Here is a 23,753-nt window from a genome sequence, read left to right as displayed (position 1 = left end):
TTTTCGTGCGTGTTCCCGCCACGGACGAAATGCCGGTCAAGTCGAACAAGTCTCCATAAAGTTCAGAATACGAGCCCGATGTCATTTCATATTACCCCGACCGCCGCCGCCCGTGATTCCGAGACGAAGCAGATCGATCACAATGATTCGATCCGCGCGTCGTATATGACGGTTGAGGAACTGCATGATGCGGGCGCCGCGCTTTCGCGCGATGGCGCCGACAGTCTTCCCGGCTTCATGGAGTTCGATTTCTTCGAGCGTCATCGCGAGAACGAGAAGGAAATCCTCAGGGTCTATCGCACGACGGCCGTCGATGCGGAAAATGGCGCGACGATAACGCCGGCGGCGGAATGGCTGCTCGACAATCACTACGTCATCGAAGAGGCGATCCAGGAAGTCCGCCGCGATTTTCCGCGCAAGTTCTATCGCCAGCTGCCGACGATGACGGTGGGCGGCGTGACGATCCCGCGGGTCATGGCGCTCGGCTGGCTTTATGTCGCCCATACCCACAGCACGGTTTCGCGCGAGAACATGACGGCGCTGGTGGATGGCTACCAGACCTCGAAGACGTTGCAGATCGGCGAATTGTGGGCTTTGCCGTCGATCATCCGTTTCGTTCTCATCGAAAATCTTCGCCGCATCTCCATCCGTGTAGAGCGTTCGCGCCGCATGCGCCAGAAGGCGAATGAGGTCGTCGATGAAATCATCCGTCTGAACGATGCGGAAGCGTCGGCGGCGCTTCTCAAGCAGGTCGATTCGCTGGTGGACGACCCGACTTTCGCGACGCAGTTCCTTTATCGTCTGAGGAACGGTTCGCAGACCTCCGGTTTTGCCGTTGCCTGGCTCGAAGAGCGTCTTCACGCTGCCGGCACCGATGCCGAAAACGTCATGATGTCGGAACATAACCGCCTGGCATCCGGCAATGTGACGATGGGCAATATCGTCAAGAGCCTGCGCGAAATCGACGATACCGAATGGTCGGTGTGGTTCGAGGAAGTCAGCCATATCGACAAGGTTCTGCGCGAAGAGACCGACTACGAGGTTCTCGATTTCGGTTCGCGCAATACCTACCGCAATACGATCGAACTTCTGGCGCGACGTTCTCCCAAGACCGAAGTCGAGGTTGCGCGCGCCGCCGTCGAAATGGCGCGTTCGGAGACGCCGGCCGGGGCGGATGAAACTCATCGCGTCAATGTCGGCTCCGTGCTTGTCGGCCAGCGTCGCTTTGAGCTTGAAAAGGCTTTGGGTTACCGGCCGCTGGTGTCGCAGCGTATCGTGCGCTCGATGCGCAAGTTCAACTGGCTGGCAATCGCCGCGCCGGTGCTTCTCATCACCGCGCTCGCCATGCTCGCTGTCGGCTGGTTCCTGGCGCAGGCCGGCATGCCCTGGTATGTTGTGACCGCCTTCCTGCTGATGTTCGCATTGCCGGCATCCGAAGGCGCGACCGGCCTCTTCAACACCCTCGTCACCTTCTTTGTGAAACCGTTCCGGCTGGTCGGATACGAGTTCAAGAACGGCATTCCGCAGGATGCCCGCACATTGGTCGCCGTGCCCTGCATGCTGACCAGCCGCGACAGCGTCGATGAGATGATGCGCAATATCGAGGTGCATTATCTCGCAAATCCGCATGGCGAGATTTACTTCTCGCTGGTGAGCGACTGGCGCGATGCGCAGTATGAACAGTCCGACGATGACCTTGAAATTCTCGACTATGCCAAGCGCGAGCTTGCGGCGCTGAACAGCCGCTACGCCTTTGATGGCAAGACGCGCTTTTACCTGCTGCATCGCCGCCGCCTCTACAATCCGGCCGAAGGCTGCTGGATGGGCTGGGAGCGTAAGCGAGGCAAGCTGCATGAGCTGAACATGCTGCTGCGCGGCGACAAGGACACGACCTTCCTCGGCGGTGCGAACATCGTGCCGACCGATGTCAAATACGTCATGACCCTGGATGCCGATACGCGCCTGATGCGCGATGCGGTGACCAAACTCGTCGGCAAGATGCACCACCCGATCAACCGTCCGGTGATCGATCCGGTATCCGGACGGGTTGTTGAAGGCTACGGTCTGCTGCAGCCGCGCGTGACGCCCTCGCTCACCACCGGCAAGGACGCGTCCGTCTTCCAGCGCGTCTTCTCGATCAACCGCGGTATTGACCCTTATGTCTTCACCGTTTCCGACGTCTATCAGGATCTGACCTCCGAAGGCACCTTCACCGGCAAGGGTCTTTACGATGTGGATGCCTTCGAGGCGGCGCTGAAGGGCCGCATCGAGGAAAACTCCATCCTCAGCCACGATCTGCTCGAAGGCTCCTTTGCGCGCTGTGCGCTGGTGACCGATGTTGAGCTGGTGGAGGACTTCCCGACCCGCTATGAGGTGGAAGTGTCGCGCCAGCATCGCTGGGCGCGTGGCGACTGGCAGCTTCTGCCCTTTATCCTCGATCGTGCCCGTGGCGTTACCGCCATCGGCCGCTGGAAGATGGTTGACAATCTGCGTCGCTCGCTGACGCCGATCGCTTGGTTCTTCGCCTCGATCCTCGGCTGGTATTTCATGGATCCGCTCGGTGCGCTGATCTGGCAGATCCTGCTGATCTTCTCGCTGTTCGTCGCGCCCACGCTTTCCCTGCTGTCCGGTCTCGTGCCGCGCTCCACCGATATCGTGCCGCAGGCGCATTTCCATACCATCTGGTCGGAAATCCGCGCCACCAATGCACAGGTTGCGCTGCGCATCGTCTTCATCGCCGATGCCGCCTGCATGATGACGGATGCGATTGCCCGTTCGCTTTACCGCCTGCTCGTCAGCCACAAGCTGATGCTGGAATGGCGTACCGCCGCCAGCATGCAGTCGAGCGCGCAGGGCAGCATCATCGATTATTATCGCCAGATGTGGCATGCGCCCGTGGTGGCGATGCTTGGCCTGCTGTTTGCGGCGCTGCCGGGCGACAACGCCTTCCTGATTGGCATTCCTTTCACGCTGCTCTGGGTTCTGTCCCCCGCCGTTGCCTGGTATGTCAGCCAGTCGGCTGAAACCGAGGACCGGCTGTTCGTTTCGGAACACGTCTCTTTCGAGCTTCGCAAGATCGCACGCCGCACCTGGCGTTATTACGAGGCCTTCGTGACGCCGCAGGAAAACCACCTGCCGCCGGATAACTTCCAGGAAACGCCGGAGCCCATCGTCGCTTCACGTACTTCGCCCACCAATATCGGCGTCTATCTGCTTTCCATTATTTCGGCGCGCCAGTTCGGCTGGATCAGCTTTACCGATACGCTGGAGCGGATCGAGAACACGATCCAGACCGTCGAAAAGATGGAGAAACATCGTGGCCATCTCTACAACTGGTATCATACCGACACGTTGCAGACGCTTGGGCCGCGCTATGTTTCGGCGGTGGACAGCGGCAATCTCGCCGGTCACCTGATCGCGGTTTCGTCCGCCTGCCGTGATTGGGCAGAAGCGCCGTCCGCGCATCTTCAGGGCAATCTTGACGGTATCGGCGATGTCGCCGGCATTCTGCGTGAAACGCTGAAGGCGCTGCCCGACGACCGCAAGAACCTGCGTCCGCTGCATCGCCGCCTCGAGGAGCGCATCATCGGCTTCTCGAACGCTCTCGCCTCCGTCAAGCGCGAGCATGAATTCGCCTCGATCCGTGTCATCAATCTCGCGGTTCTCGCGCGCGATATCCAGAAACTCGCGACCAACGTCGATCACGAGGTGAAATCCGCGCAGAGTGCGGAAGTGACTCGCTGGGCGCAATTGCTCGTTGATTGCTGCGAGGCGCATATTTCCGACAGCGCCATCGACCTCACTAATATGGAGCCGCTGCGCCAGCGCCTCGCATCGCTGCGCGACCGCAGCCGTAACCTCGCCTTCTCGATGGATTTCACGTTCCTTTACCGCAAGGATCGCCGTCTTCTGTCGATTGGCTACCGCGTCGAAAGCAAGGAGCTGGACGAGGCCTGCTACGACCTTCTGGCTTCCGAATGCCGCCTGACCAGCCTCTTCGCCATCGCCAAGGGCGATCTGCCGACCGAGCACTGGTACCGCCTCGGCCGCCAGGTCGTGCCGATCGGTGCGCAGGGCGCGCTGGTCTCTTGGTCTGGCTCGATGTTCGAATATCTGATGCCGCCGCTCGTCATGCAGGAGCGTCAGGGTGGCATCCTCAACCAGACCAATAATCTGATCGTCAAGGAACAGATGAACCACGGCCGTCGTCTCGGCACGCCATGGGGCATTTCCGAAGCGGCATTTAATGCCCGCGATCACAACATGAACTACCAGTATACCAACTTCGGTGTGCCGACGCTTGGCCTCAAGCGTGGCCTTGGCCAGAATGCGGTGATCGCGCCTTACGCATCGATCCTCGCCAGCCAGTATGATCCTGATGGTGCGCTTGAGAACCTCGACAAGCTGCGCAAGCTTGGCGCGCTTGGCCAGTACGGCTTCCATGACGCGGTGGATTTCACGCCGACACGTGTGCCGGATGGCAAGGTCTGCGCGGTGGTCTACAACTATTATGCCCACCATCACGGCATGTCGATTGCGGCCGTCGCTAACGTCGCCTTTGACGGCGTGCTGCGCGAACTCTTCCATTCCGATCCGGTGATCGAGGCGGCCGAACTGCTGCTGCAGGAAAAGGCGCCGCGCGAAGTGCCGGTCATGAGCGCCAAATACGAGCCGGAAACCCCCGGCAAGGAACAGGCCGACCTCCTGCGTGCCGAAGTCCGGTCCATCGCCGACCCGGCCGTGCGCGACCGCGAAGTGGTGTTCCTGTCGAATGGCCACTACTCGACCATGCTCACCTCCACGGGTGCCGGTTATTCGAAGTGGAACGGGCAGGCCATTTCCCGCTGGAAGGCCGATCCGACCGAAGATCGCTGGGGCACCTTCATCTTCCTGCGCGACACCACCAATGGACAATGGTGGAGTGCGACGGCGGAGCCGCGCGTTATCGAAGGTGAAAAGACCAAGACGATCTTCACCGATGACAAGGCCGAGTTCCACAAGACCACCGGCGATCTGCAGAGCGTGGTCGAATGCATCGTCGCCACCGAGCACGATGCCGAGGGCCGCCGCGTCACCCTGCTCAACGTCGGTTCCGAGGATCGCTATATCGAAGTGACCTCCTATATGGAGCCGGTGATTGCGTCGGAGGATGACGACAACGCCCATCCGCTGTTCTCACGCATGTTCGTGCAGACAGAGATCGGCCGGCGCGGCGACGTTATCCGCGCATGGCGCAACCGTCGCAGCCCGAACGAGCCCGGCACCGTCATCGCGCATCTGGCCGCTGACAATGCCGGCCCGTCGCGCCCGACGGAATTCGAAACGGATCGCGCCAAGTTCATCGGTCGCGGCCGCTCGCTGCGCGAAGCGGCGGCTTTCGATGCCGGTGCAACGCTTTCCAGCACCGACGGCTTCACGCTTGATCCGATCCTGTCGCTGCGCCGCACCGTGCGCGTGCCGGCGGGCAAGAAGGTGAGCGTGATCTTCTGGACGATTGCTGCGCCAAGCCGTGAAGAAGTCGACAAGGCGATCGACCGTTACCGCCATCCGGATGCCTTCGCGCATGAACTCGTGCATGCCTGGACGCGTACGCAGGTACAGATGCGCCATGTGGGCGTCACCTCGCAGCAGGCGGCGGCCTTCCAGCATCTCGGCCGTTATCTGACCTATCCCGACATGCATCTGCGGGCGGATTCGGAAACCCTGAAAACGGGCCTCGCCTCGCAGCGCGCTTTGTGGCCGCTTGCGATTTCGGGCGACTTCCCGATCTTCAGCCTGCGTATCAACGACGATATGGACATGGATATCGCCCGTGAAGCGCTGAGCGCCCATGAATATCTGCGCTCGCGCGGCGTGATCTTCGATCTCGTCATCGTCAACGAACGGGCCGCGTCCTACGCACAGGACATGCAGCATGCGCTGGATCATATTTCCGAGGCGCAGCGCCGCATCAATCCCGCCGATGGCGGTCGTCCGCACGTCTTCTCCGTGCGCCGCGACCTGATGGATGAAGAGACGTGGAGCGCGCTTCTCGCCGCTTCCCGCGTCGTTCTCCACGTGCGCAACGGCAAGATCGTCGACCAGATCAACCGCGCAGTATCGCTGTTTGCGGCCCATCGCGGCCCCGACGGCACGAGCGATGCGGCACAGGCCCGTCTGCCTGTTCCGGTCTTCCCTGTGGCGGAGCCGGTGGAAGATGCGGGCGATCTCGATTTCTGGAACGGTTTCGGCGGTTTTACCAGAAGCGGTCAGGAATATGTCGTGCGCCTCAATGGCGGGCAGTCCACGCCGCATCCATGGATCAACGTCATCTCGAACGAGAATTTCGGCTTCCATATTTCGGCCGAAGGCGCCGGTTTCAGCTGGAGCCGCAATTCGCGCGACTATCAGCTGACACCCTGGAGCAACGATCCGGTCATCAACCGGCCGGGTGAGGCCTTCTATGTCGCCGATGTGGAGACAGGAAAGCTCTATACGCCCTGTGCCGCGCTGTCGCGCGATCCCGAAGCCATGTTCGAAACCCGCCACGGTCTCGGTTACTCCGTGTTGACGGGCGTGGCCGATACGCTGGAGGTGGAGCTGACGCAGACCGTGGACCGTGAAAAGCCGGTCAAACTCTCGCAGGTCATCGTTCGCAACAAGGGTTCGAAAAGCCGCCGCCTGAAGGTCTATGCCTATGTGGAATGGGTGCTCGGCAATAACGGCCAAAAATCCGCGCCGTTCATTCTGAGCAGGCACGATGCCGGCAACAATACGATCTTCGCGTCGAACCCCTACAGCATCGACTATAGCGCCCGCACGGCGTTCCTGACGCTCGACAGCGAGGCGAGCGGGTTTACCACCAGCCGCCGGGAATTCATCGGCCGCTTTGGGTCGGCGCAGGCGCCGCAGGGCATCGTGTCCGGGGCTGCACTCAGCGGCAGCACGGAGGTCGATGGCGATCCCTGTGCCGCGCTGATGCAGGAAATCCACTTGAAGCCCGGCGAAGAACGGCACATGACCTTCATTCTCGGCGATGCCGACAATGCGGAAGAGGCCGAAGCGCTGGTAAAGGACGTTCGTAAGGCGGACTTCCAGACGGTGCTGGATGAGAGCAAGGCGTTCTGGACGGGCTTTACCGGCCAGTTGCAGGTTTCCACGCCCGATTCCGGCTTCAACCACATGGTCAACAACTGGCTGCCCTATCAGGCGCTGGCGTGCCGCATTCTGGCGCGTACTGCCTTCTACCAGTCGAGCGGTGCTTTCGGCTTCCGCGACCAGTTGCAGGATACGCTGGCCTTCCTGCTTTACCAGCCGGATCTCGCCCGCAAGCAGATCCTGCGTGCGGCAGGCCGCCAGTTCCCGGAAGGCGATGTGCAGCACTGGTGGCTGCCGCTGACGGGCGCCGGTGTTCGTACCACCATTTCGGACGATGTGGTCTGGCTCGCTTATGCGATCAACCAATATGTCTCGGCCACGGGTGATGCCGCCATCCTCGATGAAAGCATCCCCTTCCTGAAGGGGGCGGCATTGATGCCCGGCCAGCATGACGCTTTCTTCCAGCCGGAAACTAGCGACAGATCCGCCACGCTTTACGAGCATGCGGCGCTGGCGCTCGATCTTGCCATTCATCGCACCGGCGAAAATGGCCTGCCGCTCATCCTCGGCGGCGACTGGAACGACGGCATGAACCGTGTCGGCGTGGGCGGCAAGGGCACCAGCGTCTGGCTCGGCTGGTTCCTGTCCGGAGCGTTGCGCGATTTCATCGAGATTGCGGAAAAGCGTGGCGATACCGACCGCGTCGGCAAATGGGCGGCGCACCGGGAAAAGCTGCGCAATGCGCTGGAAACAGCGGGTTGGGATGGCAGCTATTACCGGCGTGGTTATTTCGATGACGGCACGCCGCTCGGTTCCGCCGAAAGCGAGGAATGCCGGATCGATTCGCTCGGCCAGAGCTGGAGCGTTCTCTCCGGCGAAGGCGAAGAGGCTCGGTCGCGGCAGGCAATGGATGCCGTCATGGAGCATCTGGTCGATGAGCAGACTGGCATTATCCGGCTGTTCACGCCGCCCTTCTCGCGTGCGCCGCATGATCCGGGTTACATCAAGGGATATCCGCCGGGTGTGCGCGAAAACGGCGGACAATATACCCATGCGGCGACCTGGGTGGTTCTTGCCCTTGCGAAGCAGGGTCGGGCGCAGGAGGCATGGAACTGCTTCAAGTTGCTTAACCCCGTCAATCACGCGCTCGATACGGCAGCATCGGAAACCTATCGGGTCGAACCCTATGTGGTGACTGCGGATGTCTACGGTGAAGGCGCTTATGCAGGCCGTGGTGGCTGGAGCTGGTACACGGGTTCCGCCGGCTGGCTCTACCGCGCCGCTGTCGAGGGTATTCTCGGCATCACCCGCACCGACGGCAAGCTGCATATTTCGCCGTCGCTGCCGGAGGACTGGAGCGGTTTCTCGGTGAAGATCACGCTCGACGGCAAGGCCAGGGATATCGTCGTAAGCCGCAAGGCCGATACGGCGGAAGTCTCCGTTTCCGTCGATGGCAAGGCCCTGTCGGCAGGTGATCGGGTGATCCCCTTCGACTGAGACGATCAGGTCTTCGTTCGCCTTTAAACTCAGGCTCCCGTGATAACGCGGGGGCCTGAATTTTTATGGGGGCTACCCTGGCCTCCGACTCAGTCTATGGGTCGGATCATAGCACGACCGGGGCTCCTTCGCAGCGTCGGCTGGAAGCTTCCGCAGCACCGAGATAGGGTCATATTGGCGAGGGTTTTGATGGCGCGGTGCCGGATCGTCCGGTGCCGATGGTCTCGTCACTCTTTTCGAGAAAAGCAGCAGTCGCGAATAGTCGGTCGATCGGGAGGGAGTTATCTTGCAATTCAGCGCATCTTTCACAGAACTTGCACTGTTGGCGTTGCTCGCCATTCTTTCCCTGTCGTTGTCGTGTTGGCTGGCGCGTTACCCACGGAAAACGAGCGTCGGAGTAATGCTTGGCGTGGTGCTCGGAGTTTTCCTGACCAATCTCGCAGCAGGCATTGTCCTTTCTGGGAAATGTCCTCCCCTTCGGGCAGATCGATTTCTGGCTGGCAAGTTCCCTGACCGGAATTCTTCGATAGACGACCTGTGATCTGGCAGGGCCGTCGGGAAACGGGCAAAGAAAAAGGGCGGACAACATGCTGTCCGCCCTGCGTTCATTCCGTCAGCCAGACCCTCAGGAGGCAATGGCCTTCGGCCGGGGCTGCTGGTTTTCGTCTTCCGTCAGCAGGCCGCTGGTGCGCAGCAGCGAGGTAAAGCGTCCGCCGCGCTGGCTCAGCTCATCGAAGGTGCCCTTTTCGATGATCCGGCCCTGATCGAGGAAGAGGACGAGATCGGCATCGCGGACCGTGGAAAGGCGGTGGGCGATGATAAAGGTCGTGCGGTTCTTTCTCAGCGCGTCGACAGCGGCCTTCACCCGAGCTTCCGTTTCCACATCCAGCGCACTGGTCGCTTCATCCAGAACCAGAATGGGAGCGTTCTTCAGTATGGCGCGGGCAATGGCGATGCGCTGGCGTTCGCCGCCGGACAGGCGGTTGCCGCGTTCACCCACCTGGGTGAGATAGCCGTTGATGCGGCTGTCGATGAAATCCGTCGCCGCCGCTGCTGCCGCTGCTTCCACCACTTCCGCATCGGTGGCCGATTCACGGCCGAGGCGGATGTTTTCGCGAATGGAGCGGTTCAGCAGGCCGGCATCCTGAAACACCGTGGCGATGGAGTTGCGGAGCGAATTTTTCGTCACCGTCGAAATATCGGTCCCATCGATCAGAATCTGGCCGGAATCGGGATCGTAGACCCGCTGCAGGAGATTGATGAGCGTGGTCTTGCCGGCACCTGTCGGTCCGACGATCGCGACTGTCTCGCCGGCCTTGGCCGTGAACGAAACGTCGTGAACGCCCTGCTTGGTGTTGGCGAAACCGAAATTGATGTTGCGGAACTCCACGGTGCCGGAGACATTCGACAATTCGCGCGCATCGCCCGGCTCTTCCCGTTCCTTGACGGAATCTTCCAGCACGAAGAAATCCTCGAGCTTGGCGCGGGCTTCGAAAATCTGCGTCACGAATTGGCGCATCTGGTCCAGACGGCCGATCAGGAGATTAGCGAAACCGATGAAGGCGATGACATCGCCGACGCGCAACTCGCCGTTCTTCACCAGCACGGTGCCGATGACGAGGATGATCATCATCGAAACGGTGGAGGCCGTGCGGTTCAAAGCACTGGCAAAGGCCCACCAGTCGAGCACCGGATATTGCGCGCTCAGCAGCTTTTCGGTGAAAGATTTCAGCGCCTTCGTTTCGGCCTCGATGCGGTTGTAGCTGTGCAGCACCGAGACGTTGCTGATGGAATCGCTGACATGGGCAAAAACGCTATGATAGTGTTCTTCGACCGAAGCCTGGCCGTCCTTGGTGCGGCCCATTACCCACTTGCCGATGAACCAGTAGACGATACCGAGGCCGATCAGCACGAAGCTGAGGCGCAGGTCCATGGACATGGCGGTCGGGACGAGCAGCACCAGTGCGACGAAGGTGGCCAGATGCGTGCGCATGAATTCGAGCCAGAGGCCGAACAGCGTTTCGCTGGCGCGCAGCAGCGTGTGGAGGGCATTGGATGTGCCGCGCTGATGGTGCCAGGAAAGCGGCATGGAGATGATGCGCCCGAAGGCTTCCGTCAGCAGCGAAGCGCGCCGGCCATGGGCCAGCCGGTCGGCCTCGCGGGCGACAGCCACATAAGCGACGGTGTTGAAGACACCGAAACCCGCCCAAAGAATGAGAATGGGCGTGACGTTGGTGCCGGAAGAGATGGCGTCGATGATCCGGCCGAACAGCACCGGTTCGGCGATGGTGATCGCTGCAAGAATGACGTTGGCGATGACGACCACCGTCACCCGCCATTTATGTACGGTCAGATAGCGCAGAGCGCGTGTGTAAACCTGAAACAAGGTCAAATTTTCAATCCAGTCCGAGCGTCTTTTTCGAGCGGTTGTTTGTTCGGCCTCAAGGCAAGTTATTTTAGCAAGGTTGCATGAGACGGCGAAATTTGTGTAATTATCGCTCTTTCTGTCTGAATGGCGGCTTAACAGATTGACCGCGCGTGCGAACCGAAAAAAACCGAACCCGATGTTTCCCGGGGCCTGCCGTCACAAGATTTCGCATCTTCGTTTCAGGGATTGCTAACGACGATATGTTCAATCTCAACCGACCGGCGCCCGAGTAACATGACGTCATCGCGGGACCACGTCCTTCGTGTCATTCCCTTCAAGCCAAGCTCCGGACCCCGTGTCTTTATGCATGATATTCTTCACTTCATCTCTGCGTGTTACCAGGCGGGAAGCGCCGACCGCGTTCGTTCCGAATTTGCAACGCTCATTCGCGAATACGGTTTCGACTATTTTCTTGTCAGCAGGCGGATGACCGGGGAGCTCGCCTCCACCGGACACATTCTTGCGCAACATCTGCCCGAAGGCTGGCTGGAGGTCTACAGAGCCAAGAAATACAATCTCGTCGATCCCGTCCGCAAGGTGATCGGCATGGTGCACAAGCCGTTTCAGTGGAAGGAAGCGCTGGAGGGCCTGCCACGTGCGATGCATCGCAAAAGGGCGAGCGTCTTTTTCCACGATGCCGGCCGGTACGGTCTGCAGGGTGGTTACGCCTTTCCAGTGCACGGCCGTGCGGGCTTCATCGGTGCGGTCTTCATTGGCGGCCAGGATCGGCAATTGCCCTCTTTGCAGGTGGAACTGCTCGATGCGGCCACGCGTGCCGTGTTCTGGCGCCTGCTCGATCTTTCCGGGCAGGCGCATGGCTTCAGCAATGCCCCTGACGTTTCCGCTCTCGAACTTACAAGGCGCGAAATGGAGGTGCTGACGCTGATGGCGGACGGTATGACATCCACCGAAATTGGACGCCAACTATCGATCTCCAACCACACGGTCGACTGGTATATCAACGGAATCCAGCGCCGTTTCAGCGCCAAGAACCGGCAGCATACCGTGGCGCTTGCTTTTCGTCATGGTTTGCTGAGCTAACGCAAACAGGACAGTTCTCGCCGGAATTGCCCTTTCCAAGACCGGGTTTTGCTGCTTAATTCCGCAGTGCAGCAGAAATTTTGTTTTGGCGTGTGGGGAGACCGTCTTGAAAATATCGAAAATACTTGTTGCCAACCGATCCGAAATTGCGATCCGCGTTTTCCGGGCAGCGAACGAGCTTGGGATTAAAACCGTTGCGATTTGGGCGGAAGAGGACAAGCTGTCTTTGCACCGCTTCAAGGCGGACGAATCCTATCAGGTCGGCAGGGGTCCGCATCTCGCCAAGGATATGGGACCGATCGAGAGCTATCTTTCGATCGAGGAAGTTATTCGCGTAGCCAAACTCTCCGGAGCGGACGCGATCCATCCCGGTTACGGTCTTCTGTCTGAAAGCCCCGAATTCGTGGAGGCCTGCAACAAGGCCGGCATCACCTTCATCGGACCGACGGCGGATACGATGCGCCAGCTCGGCAACAAGGTGGCTGCGCGCAATCTGGCGATCTCGGTCAACGTCCCCGTTGTTCCTGCTACCGATCCGCTGCCCGACGATATGGCGGAAGTGGAGCGCATGGCCGAGGAAATCGGCTATCCGGTCATGCTGAAAGCCTCCTGGGGCGGCGGCGGACGCGGCATGCGCGCCATCCGCAGACGAGAGGATCTCGCCCGCGAGGTGACGGAAGCCAAGCGCGAGGCGAAAGCCGCTTTCGGCAAGGACGAGGTCTATCTGGAAAAGCTGGTCGAGCGTGCGCGTCACGTCGAAAGCCAGATTCTCGGCGACACACATGGCAATGTCGTGCATCTGTTCGAGCGTGATTGTTCGATCCAGCGCCGCAATCAAAAGGTGGTCGAGCGTGCGCCCGCGCCCTATCTCACCGAAGCGCAGCGTCAGGAACTTGCTGCCTACTCCCTGAAGATCGCCGCCGCGACCAGCTATATCGGCGCCGGCACGGTCGAATATCTGATGGATGCCGATACCGGCAAATTCTACTTCATCGAGGTCAATCCGCGCATCCAGGTGGAGCATACCGTCACCGAAGTCGTGACCGGTATCGATATCGTCAAGGCGCAGATCCATATTCTCGAAGGCGCCGCCATCGGCACCGCGGAATCCGGCGTGCCTCGCCAGGAGGATATCCGTCTCAACGGCCACGCGCTGCAGTGCCGTATCACGACGGAAGACCCCGAACATAACTTCATTCCGGATTACGGCCGTATCACCGCCTACCGTTCCGCCTCTGGCTTCGGTATCCGTCTGGATGGCGGTACTTCCTATACCGGCGCTGTCATCACCCGCTATTACGATCCGCTGCTCGTCAAGGTAACGGCCTGGGCGCCGCAACCGGATGAGGCGATCAACCGTATGGACCGCGCGCTGCGCGAATTCCGTATTCGCGGCGTGGCAACGAACCTCACCTTCCTCGAAGCCATCATCGGTCACGACAGTTTCCGCAACAATACCTATACGACTCGCTTCATCGATTCGACGCCGGAGCTGTTCGCGCAGGTGAAGCGTCAGGACCGCGCCACCAAGCTCCTGACCTATCTTGCCGACGTGACCGTCAACGGCCACCCGGAAACCAAGGGTCGCGCCAGGCCGTCCGAAAAGGCGGCAAAACCCGTCGTGCCTTATATCGACGCGCCGACGCCCGATGGTACCAAGCAGTTGCTGGACAAGCTTGGCCCGAAGGGCTTTGCGGACTGGATGCGCAATGAAAAACGCGTTCTGGTCACCGACACGACCATGCGCGACGGGCACCAGTCGCTGCTGGCCACCCGCGTTCGCACCCATGATATTGCCCGCGTCGCCAGCGTTTACGCCAAGGCGCTGCCGCAGCTTCTCTCGCTGGAATGCTGGGGTGGGGCGACGTTCGACGTTTCCATGCGCTTCCTGACGGAAGACCCATGGGAGCGTCTTGCGCTGATCCGCGAAGGCGCGCCGAACCTGCTGCTGCAGATGCTTCTGCGCGGCGCGAATGGCGTCGGATACAAGAACTATCCGGACAATGTCGTCAAATACTTCGTCCGTCAGGCTGCAAGAGGCGGGGTCGATCTTTTCCGCGTTTTCGACTGCCTGAACTGGGTGGAGAATATGCGCGTCTCGATGGATGCGATTGCCGAAGAGAACAAGCTCTGCGAGGCGACCATCTGCTATACCGGCGATCTGTTGAATTCGGCTCGTCCGAAATACGATCTCAAATATTATACCAACCTTGCCGCCGAGCTTGAAAAGGCCGGAGCTCATATCATCGCCGTCAAGGACATGGCGGGCCTGTTGAAACCGGCCGCCGCCAGGGTTCTGTTCAAGGCGCTGCGTGAGGCGACCGGTCTGCCGATCCACTTCCACACCCACGATACCTCGGGCATCTCCGCCGCGACCGTTCTTGCGGCCGTGGATGCCGGTGTCGACGCCGTGGATGCCGCAATGGATGCCTTCTCCGGCAATACGTCGCAGCCATGCCTCGGCTCGATCGTGGAGGCGCTGGCGGGGTCGGAACGCGATACGGGTCTCGATACCGAATGGATCCGCCGCATTTCCTTCTATTGGGAGGCTGTGCGCAACCAGTATGCCGCCTTCGAGAGCGATCTCAAGGGACCGGCCTCGGAAGTTTATCTGCACGAAATGCCGGGCGGCCAGTTCACCAACCTCAAGGAACAGGCGCGTTCGCTGGGTCTCGAAAGCCGCTGGCATGAGGTGGCGCAGGCCTATGCCGACGCCAACCGGATGTTCGGCGATATCGTCAAGGTGACGCCGTCCTCCAAGGTCGTCGGCGACATGGCGCTGATGATGGTCAGTCAGGATCTGACGGTGGCCGACGTTGAAAACCCTGATCGTGAAGTGTCTTTCCCGGAATCGGTGGTGTCGATGCTGAAGGGCGATCTTGGACAGTCGCCTGGCGGCTGGCCGGTAGCCCTGCAGAAAAAGGCGCTGAAGGGCGAAGCACCCTATACGGTTCGTCCGGGTTCGTTGCTGGAAGATGCCGATCTCGATGCGGAACGGAAGGTGATCGAGACCAAGCTGGAGCGCAAGGTCGACGATTTCGAGTTCGCGTCCTATCTGATGTATCCGAAGGTGTTCACGGATTTCGCGCTGACAGCCGAGACCTATGGCCCGGTTTCGGTGCTGCCCACCCATGCCTATTTCTACGGCATGGAGGATGGCGAGGAACTGTTTGCCGATATCGAACGCGGCAAGACGCTTGTCATCGTCAATCAGGCCTCGTCCGGCACGGATGACAAGGGCATGGTGACGGTGTTCTTCGAGATCAACGGCCAGCCGCGCCGCATCAAGGTGCCGGATCGTGCCCATGGTGCTTCCGGCTCCGCCGTGCGCCGCAAGGCGGAACCCGGCAATGCCGTCCATATCGGCGCGCCGATGCCGGGCGTGATCAGCCGCGTCTTCGTCAACCAGGGCCAGGAGGTCAAGGCCGGCGACGTGCTGCTCTCCATCGAGGCGATGAAGATGGAAACCGCGCTTCACGCCGAACGCGACGGCAAGATCGCCGAAGTTCTGGTGCGCCCCGGCGATCAGATCGATGCGAAGGATTTGTTGATCGCTTACGGGGAATAAAGCCGTATCTGATCATTGATGCAGTGTCAGACGCCCGCCTCTCCGGCGGGCGTTTTTTGTTGCGCAGCCGTAAAAACTCGAATATGCATGTTCGTGCACGTTTATTCCTGTTTATGCATGAGTTCCGATGAGCGATCATTTTGTCAGCGAGCGGCAGGCGCTCATCCTTGCGCAGTTACGGCAAAGCGGCCGGGTGCTGGCGCAGGATCTCGCGCAGAATTTCGGCGTTTCCGAAGACACCGTGCGCCGCGACCTGCGTGAGATGGCAGCCCGGGGAGAATGCCTGCGGGTTTATGGCGGGGCGTTGCTTTCCGACAGCAAAACGGTGCCGCTGAAGACGCGCATTGCCGAGGATGCCGACCGCAAGGCCCTGCTGGCGCGCGCCGTTGTTCCGCTTCTCGAGCCGGGCATGGTCGTCTTCATCGATGCCGGTTCCACCAATCTCGCCATTGCAAGGGCGCTTCCCGCCGGGCTCAACCTGACGGTGGTGACGAATACGCCCGCCATTGCCGCTGAACTGACGGGGCGGGCCGATATCGATCTGGTGCTGATCGGCGGCAAGGTCGATCCGGCCGTAGGTGCTGCGATCGACGCCATGGCGCTTCGGCAGCTCGAACTGATGCGGCCCGATCTCTGCATTCTCGGTGTTTGCGGCGTTGCGGCCGAGACGGGTCTGTCGGCGGATGTTTTCGAGGATGCGGTGTTCAAGCGGCTCGCCTGCAGCGCCAGCCAGCGGATTGTCGCCGCCATCACCACGGAAAAGCTCGGCCACAGGGCAGCTTTCCATGTGCATGATTTTTCTCCACCTCTTTCCCTCGTGCTGGAACAGGATGCCGACCGCGCATTCGTCGAGGCGCTGTCGGCAAAGGGCGTTCAGGTTTATTGCGGCGATGATGACGTCGCTCAGTTTTCTCATGGTCAAGTCTGAAGGATATTGCCGATGAATGGCCCCACGACATTTTCGCCGACAGGCATACGCTCGTCCTATCTGACGCGGCACAGGCTGGGTGTTTCCCTGCTGTTCTTGATGAACGGTTTCATGATGGGGTCATGGGCGCCCAAGATTCCGGAATTTGCGGCACGCCTGTCCCTCAGTGAGAGCGCGCTCGGCCTGATCATCCTGGTTTTCGGCATCGGTTCGCTGGTTTTCATGCCGATTGCCGGTTCGCAGATCGCCCGTTTCGGCTCGCGTACGGTCAGTCTCGTCACTGCGGCGATCTTTTTGCCGACCCTGCTTTTCATTTCCTGGGCGGGCACGGTGTGGGCCGGGGTGATTGCGGTGTTTCTGTTCGGCGGGCTGACGGGGGCGATGGATGTCGCCATGAACGCCAATGCGGTGGCGGTGGAACGGGATATGCGCCGCGCCATCATGTCGTCTTGCCACGCCTTCTGGAGCCTTGGCGGCCTGATCGGCGCCGGTCTTGGCGGTTATCTCATCACGGCCATCGGTGTGCAGGGACATGCCATTGCGCTAACCGTCATCGCGCTCGTGCTGCTGGTCATCGCGTGGCCGCGCGTTCTTGCGGATCGTCCGCATCCGGAGGAGGAACGCCCGAAAGGCGGCCTGCCGCTGACGCCGCTGCCGTGGATCATCGGCCTGATGGCGCTGTTCTCGATGATTCCTGAAGGCGCTATCCTCGACTGGGGCGCACTTTATCTGCGCAATGAACTCGGTGCTTCGGTATCGCAGTCCGGTTTCGCCTTCGCGGCCTTCTCCATGACCATGGCGGCGATGCGGTTTGCCGGCGATCTGGTGCGTGACCGCTTCGGCGCCGTGACGACCCTGCGCTTCTGCTCGGCCATGTCGATTATCGGTCTTATGATTGCCGGTCTTGCGGGAAATTCCACTATCGCGATCATCGGTTTCGCGATTGCCGGCATCGGCATTTCCAACATGGTGCCGATTGCCTTTTCCGCCGCCGGTAACATGCCGGGACTGGCGCCCGGCATTGGTCTCTCGGTCGTCACCACCATGGGTTATTCCGGTATTCTGGTGGCGCCATCGGCCATCGGCTTTATTGCCGAGCATACCGGCCTTGCCAGCGTCTTCATCGCCCTGCCGCTCTTGCATGTGGTGGTTCTGCTGCTTTCGCGGCTCGCCCGCCATGCGGATGGCGCGGGCAAGGAATAGGCGTCTCGAATTTTGCCATGATTGCGGTAAAGTAGAAGCTCTCATGCGTTGGGTGTTGACAAGCAGGCCCCCTTGTTTCACCTCAATTGCCAGACCTTGCCGCAAGCTCCAGAGACCGCCATGACGTCACATGCCGATTACGATCCCAAGCCCCGCCGCGCATCCGTCGCCGTAGACGTGGGCGGTGTCATCGTCGGTGGCGGCGCGCCCGTCGTCGTGCAGTCGATGACCAACACCGATACGGCGGATATCGACGCCACCGTCAGCCAAGTGGCGGCGCTCTTCCGGGCCGGTTCGGAAATCGTGCGCATCACCGTCGACCGCGACGAGAGTGCGGCCGCCGTGCCGAAAATCCGCGAGCGGCTGCTGCGTCTTGGGCTTGATGTGCCGCTTGTCGGCGATTTCCATTATATCGGCCACAAGCTTCTGGCCGATCATCCGGCCTGCGCCGAAGCGCTGGCGAAATACCGCATCAATCCGGGCAATGTCGGCTTCAAGGACAAGAAGGACAAGCAGTTCGGCGAGATCGTCGAAATGGCGATCCGCTACGACAAGCCGGTGCGAATCGGCGTTAACTGGGGGTCGCTTGATCAGGAGCTTCTGACGACGCTGATGGACAAGAACAAGGAGCAGGGTTTCCCTCTCTCCGCCCGTCAGGTCACGCGTGAGGCCATTGTTCAGTCGGCGCTGATTTCCGCCGAGCTTGCCGAAGAGATCGGCCTGCCGCGCAACCGCATCATCCTGTCGGCCAAGGTCAGCCAGGTGCAGGACCTGATCGCCGTTTATTCCATGCTGTCGGAACGCTCCGACCACGCCCTGCATCTCGGCCTCACCGAAGCGGGCATGGGCTCCAAAGGCATTGTCGCCTCGTCCGCCGCCATGGGTTACGTCTTGCAGCACGGCATCGGCGATACGATCCGCGTTTCGCTGACGCCTGAGCCGAATGGCGACCGCACCCGCGAGGTGCAGGTGGCGCAGGAACTGCTGCAGGTTATGGGTTTCCGTCAGTTCATTCCGGTCGTTGCGGCATGTCCCGGCTGCGGGCGCACCACGTCCACCGTCTTTCAGGAACTTGCCCAGAACATCCAGAACGATATTCGCAAGAACATGCCGATCTGGCGTGAGAAATATCCGGGTGTCGAGGCGCTCAACGTTGCCGTCATGGGCTGTATCGTCAACGGCCCCGGTGAAAGCAAACATGCCGATATCGGCATTTCCCTGCCAGGAACCGGCGAAAGCCCCGCAGCGCCCGTTTTTATCGATGGCGAAAAGGCGCTGACCCTGCGTGGTCCCAATATCGCCGCCGATTTTGAAGCGCTTGTGATCGATTACATCGAAAAGCGTTTTGGCCGGAAAGATGCGGCGGAGTAAAGAGTACCGTGAAAAGGCCGGAATTCCACTGTCATACCTCCTGAACCTCTCGGAGCATCAAAACACATGATCAAAAAAATCGCGATCGTCGCCCTTTGCGGGACCTATCTTTCCGCCTGCACCACCACCGATCCCTATACGGGTGAGCAGAAGATGTCGAACACGGCGGGCGGTGCCGGCATCGGCGCCGTGGTCGGTGCTCTGGGTGGTCTGGCTGTTGGCGGTTCGCCGACCGGTCGCCGTAATGCCGCGCTTATCGGTGCGGGCATCGGCGCGCTCGCCGGCGGCGCCATCGGCAATTACATGGATGGCCAGGAAGCCGAGCTTCGCGCCCAGCTTCAGGGAACCGGCGTTTCGGTTACCCGCCGTGGCGACAGCATCGTTCTCAACATGCCGTCGAACATCACCTTCGCGACGGACCAGGATCAGGTCATCCCGCCATTCTATCAGACGCTCGATTCCGTCGCCATCGTGCTGAACAAGTTCAACCGCACGCTCATCGACATCAACGGCCATACCGATTCGACCGGCAGCGCCGGTTACAATCAGGGTCTTTCGGAGCGTCGTGCCGCATCGGTCGCCAATTATCTCGGTGCGCGCGGCGTCGACCAGCGCCGTATTTCGACGCTCGGCTTCGGCCCGTCGCAGCCGATCGCTTCGAATGCAACGCCGGATGGCCGCGCCCAGAACCGTCGCGTCGAAGTGCTGATTTCGCCTCTCAAGGGCTGATCGGGTAATGAAAAGCTGAGTTGAAACCGCTCAGCTTTTTCGTTCAGCGATGAATCTTGCGGCCGCGATGAGAATCGCGGCCTTTTCGCCATAAGGGGCCAGCAGTTCGCTGGCTTCCGCCACTTGCTCCCGCAGCTGGCTACGAGCCCAGTCCTCGCCGCGCAGCGCCACAAGCGTTCCCTTGCCGCGCGCGGCGTCCTTGCCGGTTGCCTTGCCCATGGTGGCGGCATCGGCCGTCAAATCCAGAAGGTCGTCGGCAAGCTGGAAGGCGAGGCCGATTTTTTCGCCGAAGAGACGCAGCCTTTGCCTTTCGGAATTATCGCTGCCAGCGATGATTGCGCCCGCCTCGCAGGCAAAACGCAGCAGTGCACCGGTTTTCATAGCCTGCAATGTAATGACGCCGGCTTCATCGGGTGCTTTCTTTTCCGCAGCGAGATCGAGCGCCTGGCCGCCGGCCATGCCGCCGATGCCCGCTGCGCGGGCAAGCGATAGTACGAGCGCGGCCTTGCGCTCGGCCGCAAGCGGATTTTCATCCGATGCGATGATATCGAAGGCAAGTGTCAGCAGGCTGTCGCCGGCGAGAATTGCGGTCGCCTCATCGAATTTGCGATGCACGGTCGGCTGGCCGCGGCGCAGGTCGTCATCGTCCATGGCCGGCAGATCGTCATGAACAAGCGAATAACAATGGAGGCATTCCAATGCCGCGCCGACATACAGGGCGGCTTCGGCATTCCCGCCCGCAAGGGCGGCACTTTCGATGACGAGGAAGGGCCGCAGGCGTTTACCACCGTTCAGCACGCCATGGCGCATGGCGTCGAGCAGGTTTTGCGGGCGCGTGATCTCATCCGCGCTGGCTTCGCCGGAAAGCAGGCGGCCAAGCAGGGCTTCGGTTTTTGTCGCGTTTTCGCGTAGCTTCGTTTCGAAATTTGTCATCGCAGCGTCCATGCCGCGCTCTTTGGCATGCCGCGCGAATGCAGGCAAACCTTTTCGTGATTCCAGAGGTGTAACTATTTGAGTGGACTCGCCTTGAAGGCGGCAATGGACTATGAAAGGCTTCAATTGGTGCGGGGCTTTGACGAATATTGAGCAGTACGCCTGAAAGCGACGCAGATTACGCCGTGCTGGCGGAAGACCGGAGCAGTCCGAAGGTGGATTTTCGCACGTTGGCAAAGCGTATCGTCATGACCTTGCTGGCTTTGCTGATCCTGCCCTATCTGCTGATTCCGGTTTATGCGCTGCCGTTTATCCGGCCGGTCTCGACGCTGATGCTTGCCGATCTGGTGACCCTGCAGGGATATGACCGGCGCTGGGTGCCGCTTGAGGATATTTCGCCGCGCCTTGTGCAATCCGTGATGATGTCCGAGGACGGGCAATTCTGTTTCCATGGCGGCGTGGACTGGAACCAGATGCAGTCCGTGGTCAGCAATGCGCTTGACGGGGCCGCGACGCGTGGGGCGAGCACCATTCCGATGCAGACGGCCAAGAACCTGTTTTTATGGAACGGCCGCTCCTTCCTGCGCAAAGGGCTGGAGTTGCCGCTGGCGATTGCTGCCGATTTCGTGTGGTCCAAAAAACGGATGATGGAGATTTATCTCAACGTTGCCGAATGGGGACCGGGCATTTATGGAATCGAGGCTGCCGCCCAGCACCATTTCAAGGTGCCGGCCGCACAACTCAGCTCCCGTCAGGCGGCGCTGCTGGCTGTGTCATTACCCAATCCAATCGACCGCGTCGCCAGCAAGCCGGGACGCGGGCTGCAACGGCTTGCCGGCCTTATCGAACGGCGCGCCCGCGCTTCCGGCGGCTATGTCGGCTGCGTGCTGGATTGACCCCGGCGCGCCGCTTCAGCCTTTCTTGAAAATATAGTCGGTTTCCTGACGCAGCGTTTCACCCGGCCGCAGGATGGCGTGCGGAAAATCCGGGTGGTTGACGGCGTCCGGCCAAATCTGCGTTTCCAGGCAGAAACCGGCAAAGGGACCGTAGTGACGGCCATCGAGGCCCGGAACCGGCACATCCAGTTTGAAGGCCGAATAAAACTGCACACCGGGCTCGGTGGTGTGAACCTCAAGGGCGATATCGGAGGCCGGCGAATAGGCGCGGGCAACCTTGCGTTTTGCGCGGCGCTCGGGCGACAGGCAGAAATTATGGTCGTAGAGAACCTGCTCGCCATTCTCCTTGCGCCGCATCGGTGTCGGGTGGCGCAGGTCGAAGACGGTGCCTTCGACGGAGCGGATTTCGCCCGTCGGTATCTGCTTGTCATTGGTGGGCAGGTAAAAATCAGCCGCGATGCTGATCTCATGCCCAAGTGCGGTGTCTGCGCCATCGAGGTTGAAATAGGAATGCTGGCAGACATTGGCGATGGTCGGCTTATCGGTCACCGTTTCATAGACCACCGAAAGCACGCCGCCGTCGAGGATCGTATAGGTGGCCGTGACCGTGCAATTGCCGGGATAACCGGCGCGGCCATCGGGGTCGATGATCTGCAGAACCGCATGGCTTTCGCCATGTTCCATCAGCATCCAGTTGCGCTTGCCCATGCCGTCGCTGCCGCCATGCAGGTGGGTTACACCCTTTTCATTGAGCTCCAACTGGTAGTCGTGCCCATCGATCGAGAACCGGCCATCGCCGATACGGTTGGCGTTGCGGCCGGGGGTGGCGCCGAAATAGGAGGAATATTTGTAGTCCTCGAACCTGTCGAAGCCGAGAACGAGCGGCGGCTGGTGCCCCTCGAGGCGCAGATCCTGAATGACCGCGCCCCAGGTGATGACCTTGGCCGTCAAACCGCCTTTCGAGATGGTGACGCGTTCGACTTTTTCGCCGGTCGCCGTGAAACCGAAATTCTCCCGCGCCGCCGCGTCGCTCATCGTCATTCTCCCTGATGTTGCGAATTGCCGGGCGGACGTTGCGTCATTTCCCGGCAATTCGCAATCCGCAATTTACGCGGCGAGTTTGCCAATGGATTCGAGATCATAGGGTGTCGTCTGGTATATCTCGTTGATCCAGTTGCCGAAAAACAGATGGGCATGGCTGCGCCAGCGGTTGAGCGGGGCAAGCGCCGGGTCGTTGTGTGGAAAATAATCATGCGGAAGCTTGATGGGGACGCCGGCATTCGCGTCACGGAAATATTCGTCGGAAAGCGATGTCGAATCATATTCGACATGGTTGAACATATAGAGCCGGTTGCCCTCTTTCTCATGCACCAGACAAACGCCCATTTCCTCGGATTCCATCAGGATTTCGAGTTTCGGATGTTTTTCGATATCGGCACGGCGTACTTCCGTCCAGCGCGAGACCGGAACCTGGAAATCATCCGAAAAGCCGTTCAGATAGATCGATGAGGGGCAGAGATTGCGGTGACGATAGACCCCGAAAGCCTTTTCCTTCAACTCGTGCTTCGGCACGCCGTGGAAATGATAGATGGCGGCCATCGCGCCCCAGCAGACATTCAGCGTCGAATGAACGTTGGTCTGCGTCCATTCGAAAATTTGTCGCATTTCGTTCCAGTAGGTCACGTCTTCATAGGCCAGCGTTTCCACGGGCGCGCCGGTGATGATGAAACCGTCAAACTTGCGGTGGCGCACTTCCTCCCACGTCTCGTAAAAGGATAGAAGATGTTCTTCCGGCGTGTTCTTGGCGCGATGGCCGCCGATCCGCACCAGCGACAGCTCCACCTGCAGCGGTGAGGCGCCGACGAGGCGCGCCATCTGGATTTCCGTCTTGATCTTGTTCGGCATGAGGTTGAGAAGCCCGATCTGGAGCGGGCGGATATCCTGCCGGATGGCCGCCGTTTCTGTCATGACCCGCACGCCCTCATGAACGAGGGTCTCAAAAGCGGGAAGCGTATCGGGAATCTTGATCGGCATGTCGAACTCTCTTTTCCGGATCACGTAAAGAACGTTGCGAAAACAAAA

Annotated in this window: 13 protein-coding genes; 8 read left to right on the top strand and 5 right to left on the bottom strand. The window is 60.3% G+C overall.

Going from position 1 to position 23,753, the window contains the following annotated elements; translation table 11 throughout:
- Positions 1-78: 78 nt before the first annotated feature.
- Positions 79-8,574 carry a GH36-type glycosyl hydrolase domain-containing protein gene (locus FGF54_RS12845; protein WP_142779871.1) on the top strand — a complete coding sequence of 2,832 codons (8,496 nt, stop codon included), beginning with the start codon at positions 79-81 and terminating at the stop codon, positions 8,572-8,574.
- A 169-nt stretch (positions 8,575-8,743) separates the two neighbouring features.
- On the opposite strand, the gene FGF54_RS27230 is transcribed toward FGF54_RS12845, so the two are convergent.
- Both FGF54_RS27230 and FGF54_RS12835 read right to left on the bottom strand, forming a co-directional pair.
- Entirely contained in the window at positions 8,744-9,163 is a 420-nt protein-coding gene (locus tag FGF54_RS27230; protein WP_168208086.1) for a hypothetical protein, read from the bottom strand.
- A gap of 36 nt (positions 9,164-9,199) precedes the next feature.
- Positions 9,200-10,966: a glucan ABC transporter ATP-binding protein/ permease gene (locus tag FGF54_RS12835; protein ID WP_003520317.1), complete on the bottom strand. Its 1,767-nt coding sequence runs from the start codon at positions 10,964-10,966 to the stop codon at positions 9,200-9,202.
- Positions 10,967-11,305: 339 nt separating this feature from the next.
- Here FGF54_RS12835 and FGF54_RS12830 point away from each other — a divergent pair, with 339 nt between their 5' ends.
- From FGF54_RS12830 to FGF54_RS12805, 6 genes are all read left to right on the top strand, one after another.
- Complete coding sequence (locus FGF54_RS12830; protein ID WP_142779870.1) at positions 11,306-12,043, top strand: LuxR family transcriptional regulator; 738 nt, start codon at positions 11,306-11,308, stop codon at positions 12,041-12,043.
- Between the two features lie 106 nt (positions 12,044-12,149).
- Positions 12,150-15,611: a pyruvate carboxylase gene (gene pyc, locus FGF54_RS12825; RefSeq protein WP_142779869.1), complete on the top strand. Its 3,462-nt coding sequence runs from the start codon at positions 12,150-12,152 to the stop codon at positions 15,609-15,611.
- 127 nt (positions 15,612-15,738) lie between these two features.
- Positions 15,739-16,539 (top strand): DeoR/GlpR family DNA-binding transcription regulator, encoded by an 801-nt coding sequence (locus FGF54_RS12820; protein ID WP_080852988.1) that lies wholly within the window; start codon positions 15,739-15,741, stop codon positions 16,537-16,539.
- Positions 16,540-16,551: 12 nt separating this feature from the next.
- Positions 16,552-17,742 carry an MFS transporter gene (locus FGF54_RS12815; RefSeq protein ID WP_020810992.1) on the top strand — a complete coding sequence of 397 codons (1,191 nt, stop codon included), beginning with the start codon at positions 16,552-16,554 and terminating at the stop codon, positions 17,740-17,742.
- 120 nt (positions 17,743-17,862) lie between these two features.
- Positions 17,863-19,113 carry a flavodoxin-dependent (E)-4-hydroxy-3-methylbut-2-enyl-diphosphate synthase gene (gene ispG / locus FGF54_RS12810; protein WP_003520322.1) on the top strand — a complete coding sequence of 417 codons (1,251 nt, stop codon included), beginning with the start codon at positions 17,863-17,865 and terminating at the stop codon, positions 19,111-19,113.
- Between the two features lie 66 nt (positions 19,114-19,179).
- The gene (locus FGF54_RS12805) at positions 19,180-19,842 is read left to right on the top strand and encodes an OmpA family protein (protein ID WP_003520323.1); all 663 of its coding nucleotides are present in this window, start codon (positions 19,180-19,182) and stop codon (positions 19,840-19,842) included.
- A 30-nt stretch (positions 19,843-19,872) separates the two neighbouring features.
- Here the strand turns inward: FGF54_RS12805 and FGF54_RS12800 are convergent, their stop codons facing one another.
- A complete protein-coding gene (locus tag FGF54_RS12800; RefSeq protein WP_142779868.1) occupies positions 19,873-20,787 on the bottom strand; it encodes a polyprenyl synthetase family protein in 915 nt (304 codons plus the stop codon).
- Between the two features lie 236 nt (positions 20,788-21,023).
- On the opposite strand from FGF54_RS12800, the gene mtgA reads away from it, so the two are divergent.
- Positions 21,024-21,671 carry a monofunctional biosynthetic peptidoglycan transglycosylase gene (mtgA, locus tag FGF54_RS12795; RefSeq protein ID WP_246666978.1) on the top strand — a complete coding sequence of 216 codons (648 nt, stop codon included), beginning with the start codon at positions 21,024-21,026 and terminating at the stop codon, positions 21,669-21,671.
- Positions 21,672-21,686: 15 nt separating this feature from the next.
- Here the strand turns inward: mtgA and FGF54_RS12790 are convergent, their stop codons facing one another.
- Together FGF54_RS12790 and metA are read right to left on the bottom strand one after the other, a co-directional pair.
- Complete coding sequence (locus FGF54_RS12790) at positions 21,687-22,706, bottom strand: aldose epimerase family protein (protein WP_142779866.1); 1,020 nt, start codon at positions 22,704-22,706, stop codon at positions 21,687-21,689.
- 72 nt (positions 22,707-22,778) lie between these two features.
- Positions 22,779-23,705: a homoserine O-succinyltransferase gene (gene metA, locus FGF54_RS12785; RefSeq protein WP_078052334.1), complete on the bottom strand. Its 927-nt coding sequence runs from the start codon at positions 23,703-23,705 to the stop codon at positions 22,779-22,781.
- Between the last annotated feature and the right edge of the window lie 48 nt (positions 23,706-23,753).

The sequence above is a fragment of the Agrobacterium sp. T29 genome (assembly GCF_006970545.1).
GTDB lineage: Bacteria > Pseudomonadota > Alphaproteobacteria > Rhizobiales > Rhizobiaceae > Agrobacterium > Agrobacterium leguminum.
This window is presented reverse-complemented; position numbering and strand designations above follow the sequence as displayed.

Coding starts and splice junctions, on each gene's coding strand:
- FGF54_RS12845 (WP_142779871.1), top strand. CDS start 79: ATGTCATTTCATATTACCCCGACCGCCGCCGCCCGTGATTCCGAGACG.
- FGF54_RS27230 (WP_168208086.1), bottom strand. CDS start 9,163: ATGTTGTCCGCCCTTTTTCTTTGCCCGTTTCCCGACGGCCCTGCCAGA.
- FGF54_RS12830 (WP_142779870.1), top strand. CDS start 11,306: ATGCATGATATTCTTCACTTCATCTCTGCGTGTTACCAGGCGGGAAGC.
- FGF54_RS12820 (WP_080852988.1), top strand. CDS start 15,739: ATGAGCGATCATTTTGTCAGCGAGCGGCAGGCGCTCATCCTTGCGCAG.
- FGF54_RS12815 (WP_020810992.1), top strand. CDS start 16,552: ATGAATGGCCCCACGACATTTTCGCCGACAGGCATACGCTCGTCCTAT.
- ispG (WP_003520322.1), top strand. CDS start 17,863: ATGACGTCACATGCCGATTACGATCCCAAGCCCCGCCGCGCATCCGTC.
- FGF54_RS12805 (WP_003520323.1), top strand. CDS start 19,180: ATGATCAAAAAAATCGCGATCGTCGCCCTTTGCGGGACCTATCTTTCC.
- FGF54_RS12800 (WP_142779868.1), bottom strand. CDS start 20,787: ATGGACGCTGCGATGACAAATTTCGAAACGAAGCTACGCGAAAACGCG.
- mtgA (WP_246666978.1), top strand. CDS start 21,024: ATGACCTTGCTGGCTTTGCTGATCCTGCCCTATCTGCTGATTCCGGTT.
- FGF54_RS12790 (WP_142779866.1), bottom strand. CDS start 22,706: ATGAGCGACGCGGCGGCGCGGGAGAATTTCGGTTTCACGGCGACCGGC.
- metA (WP_078052334.1), bottom strand. CDS start 23,705: ATGCCGATCAAGATTCCCGATACGCTTCCCGCTTTTGAGACCCTCGTT.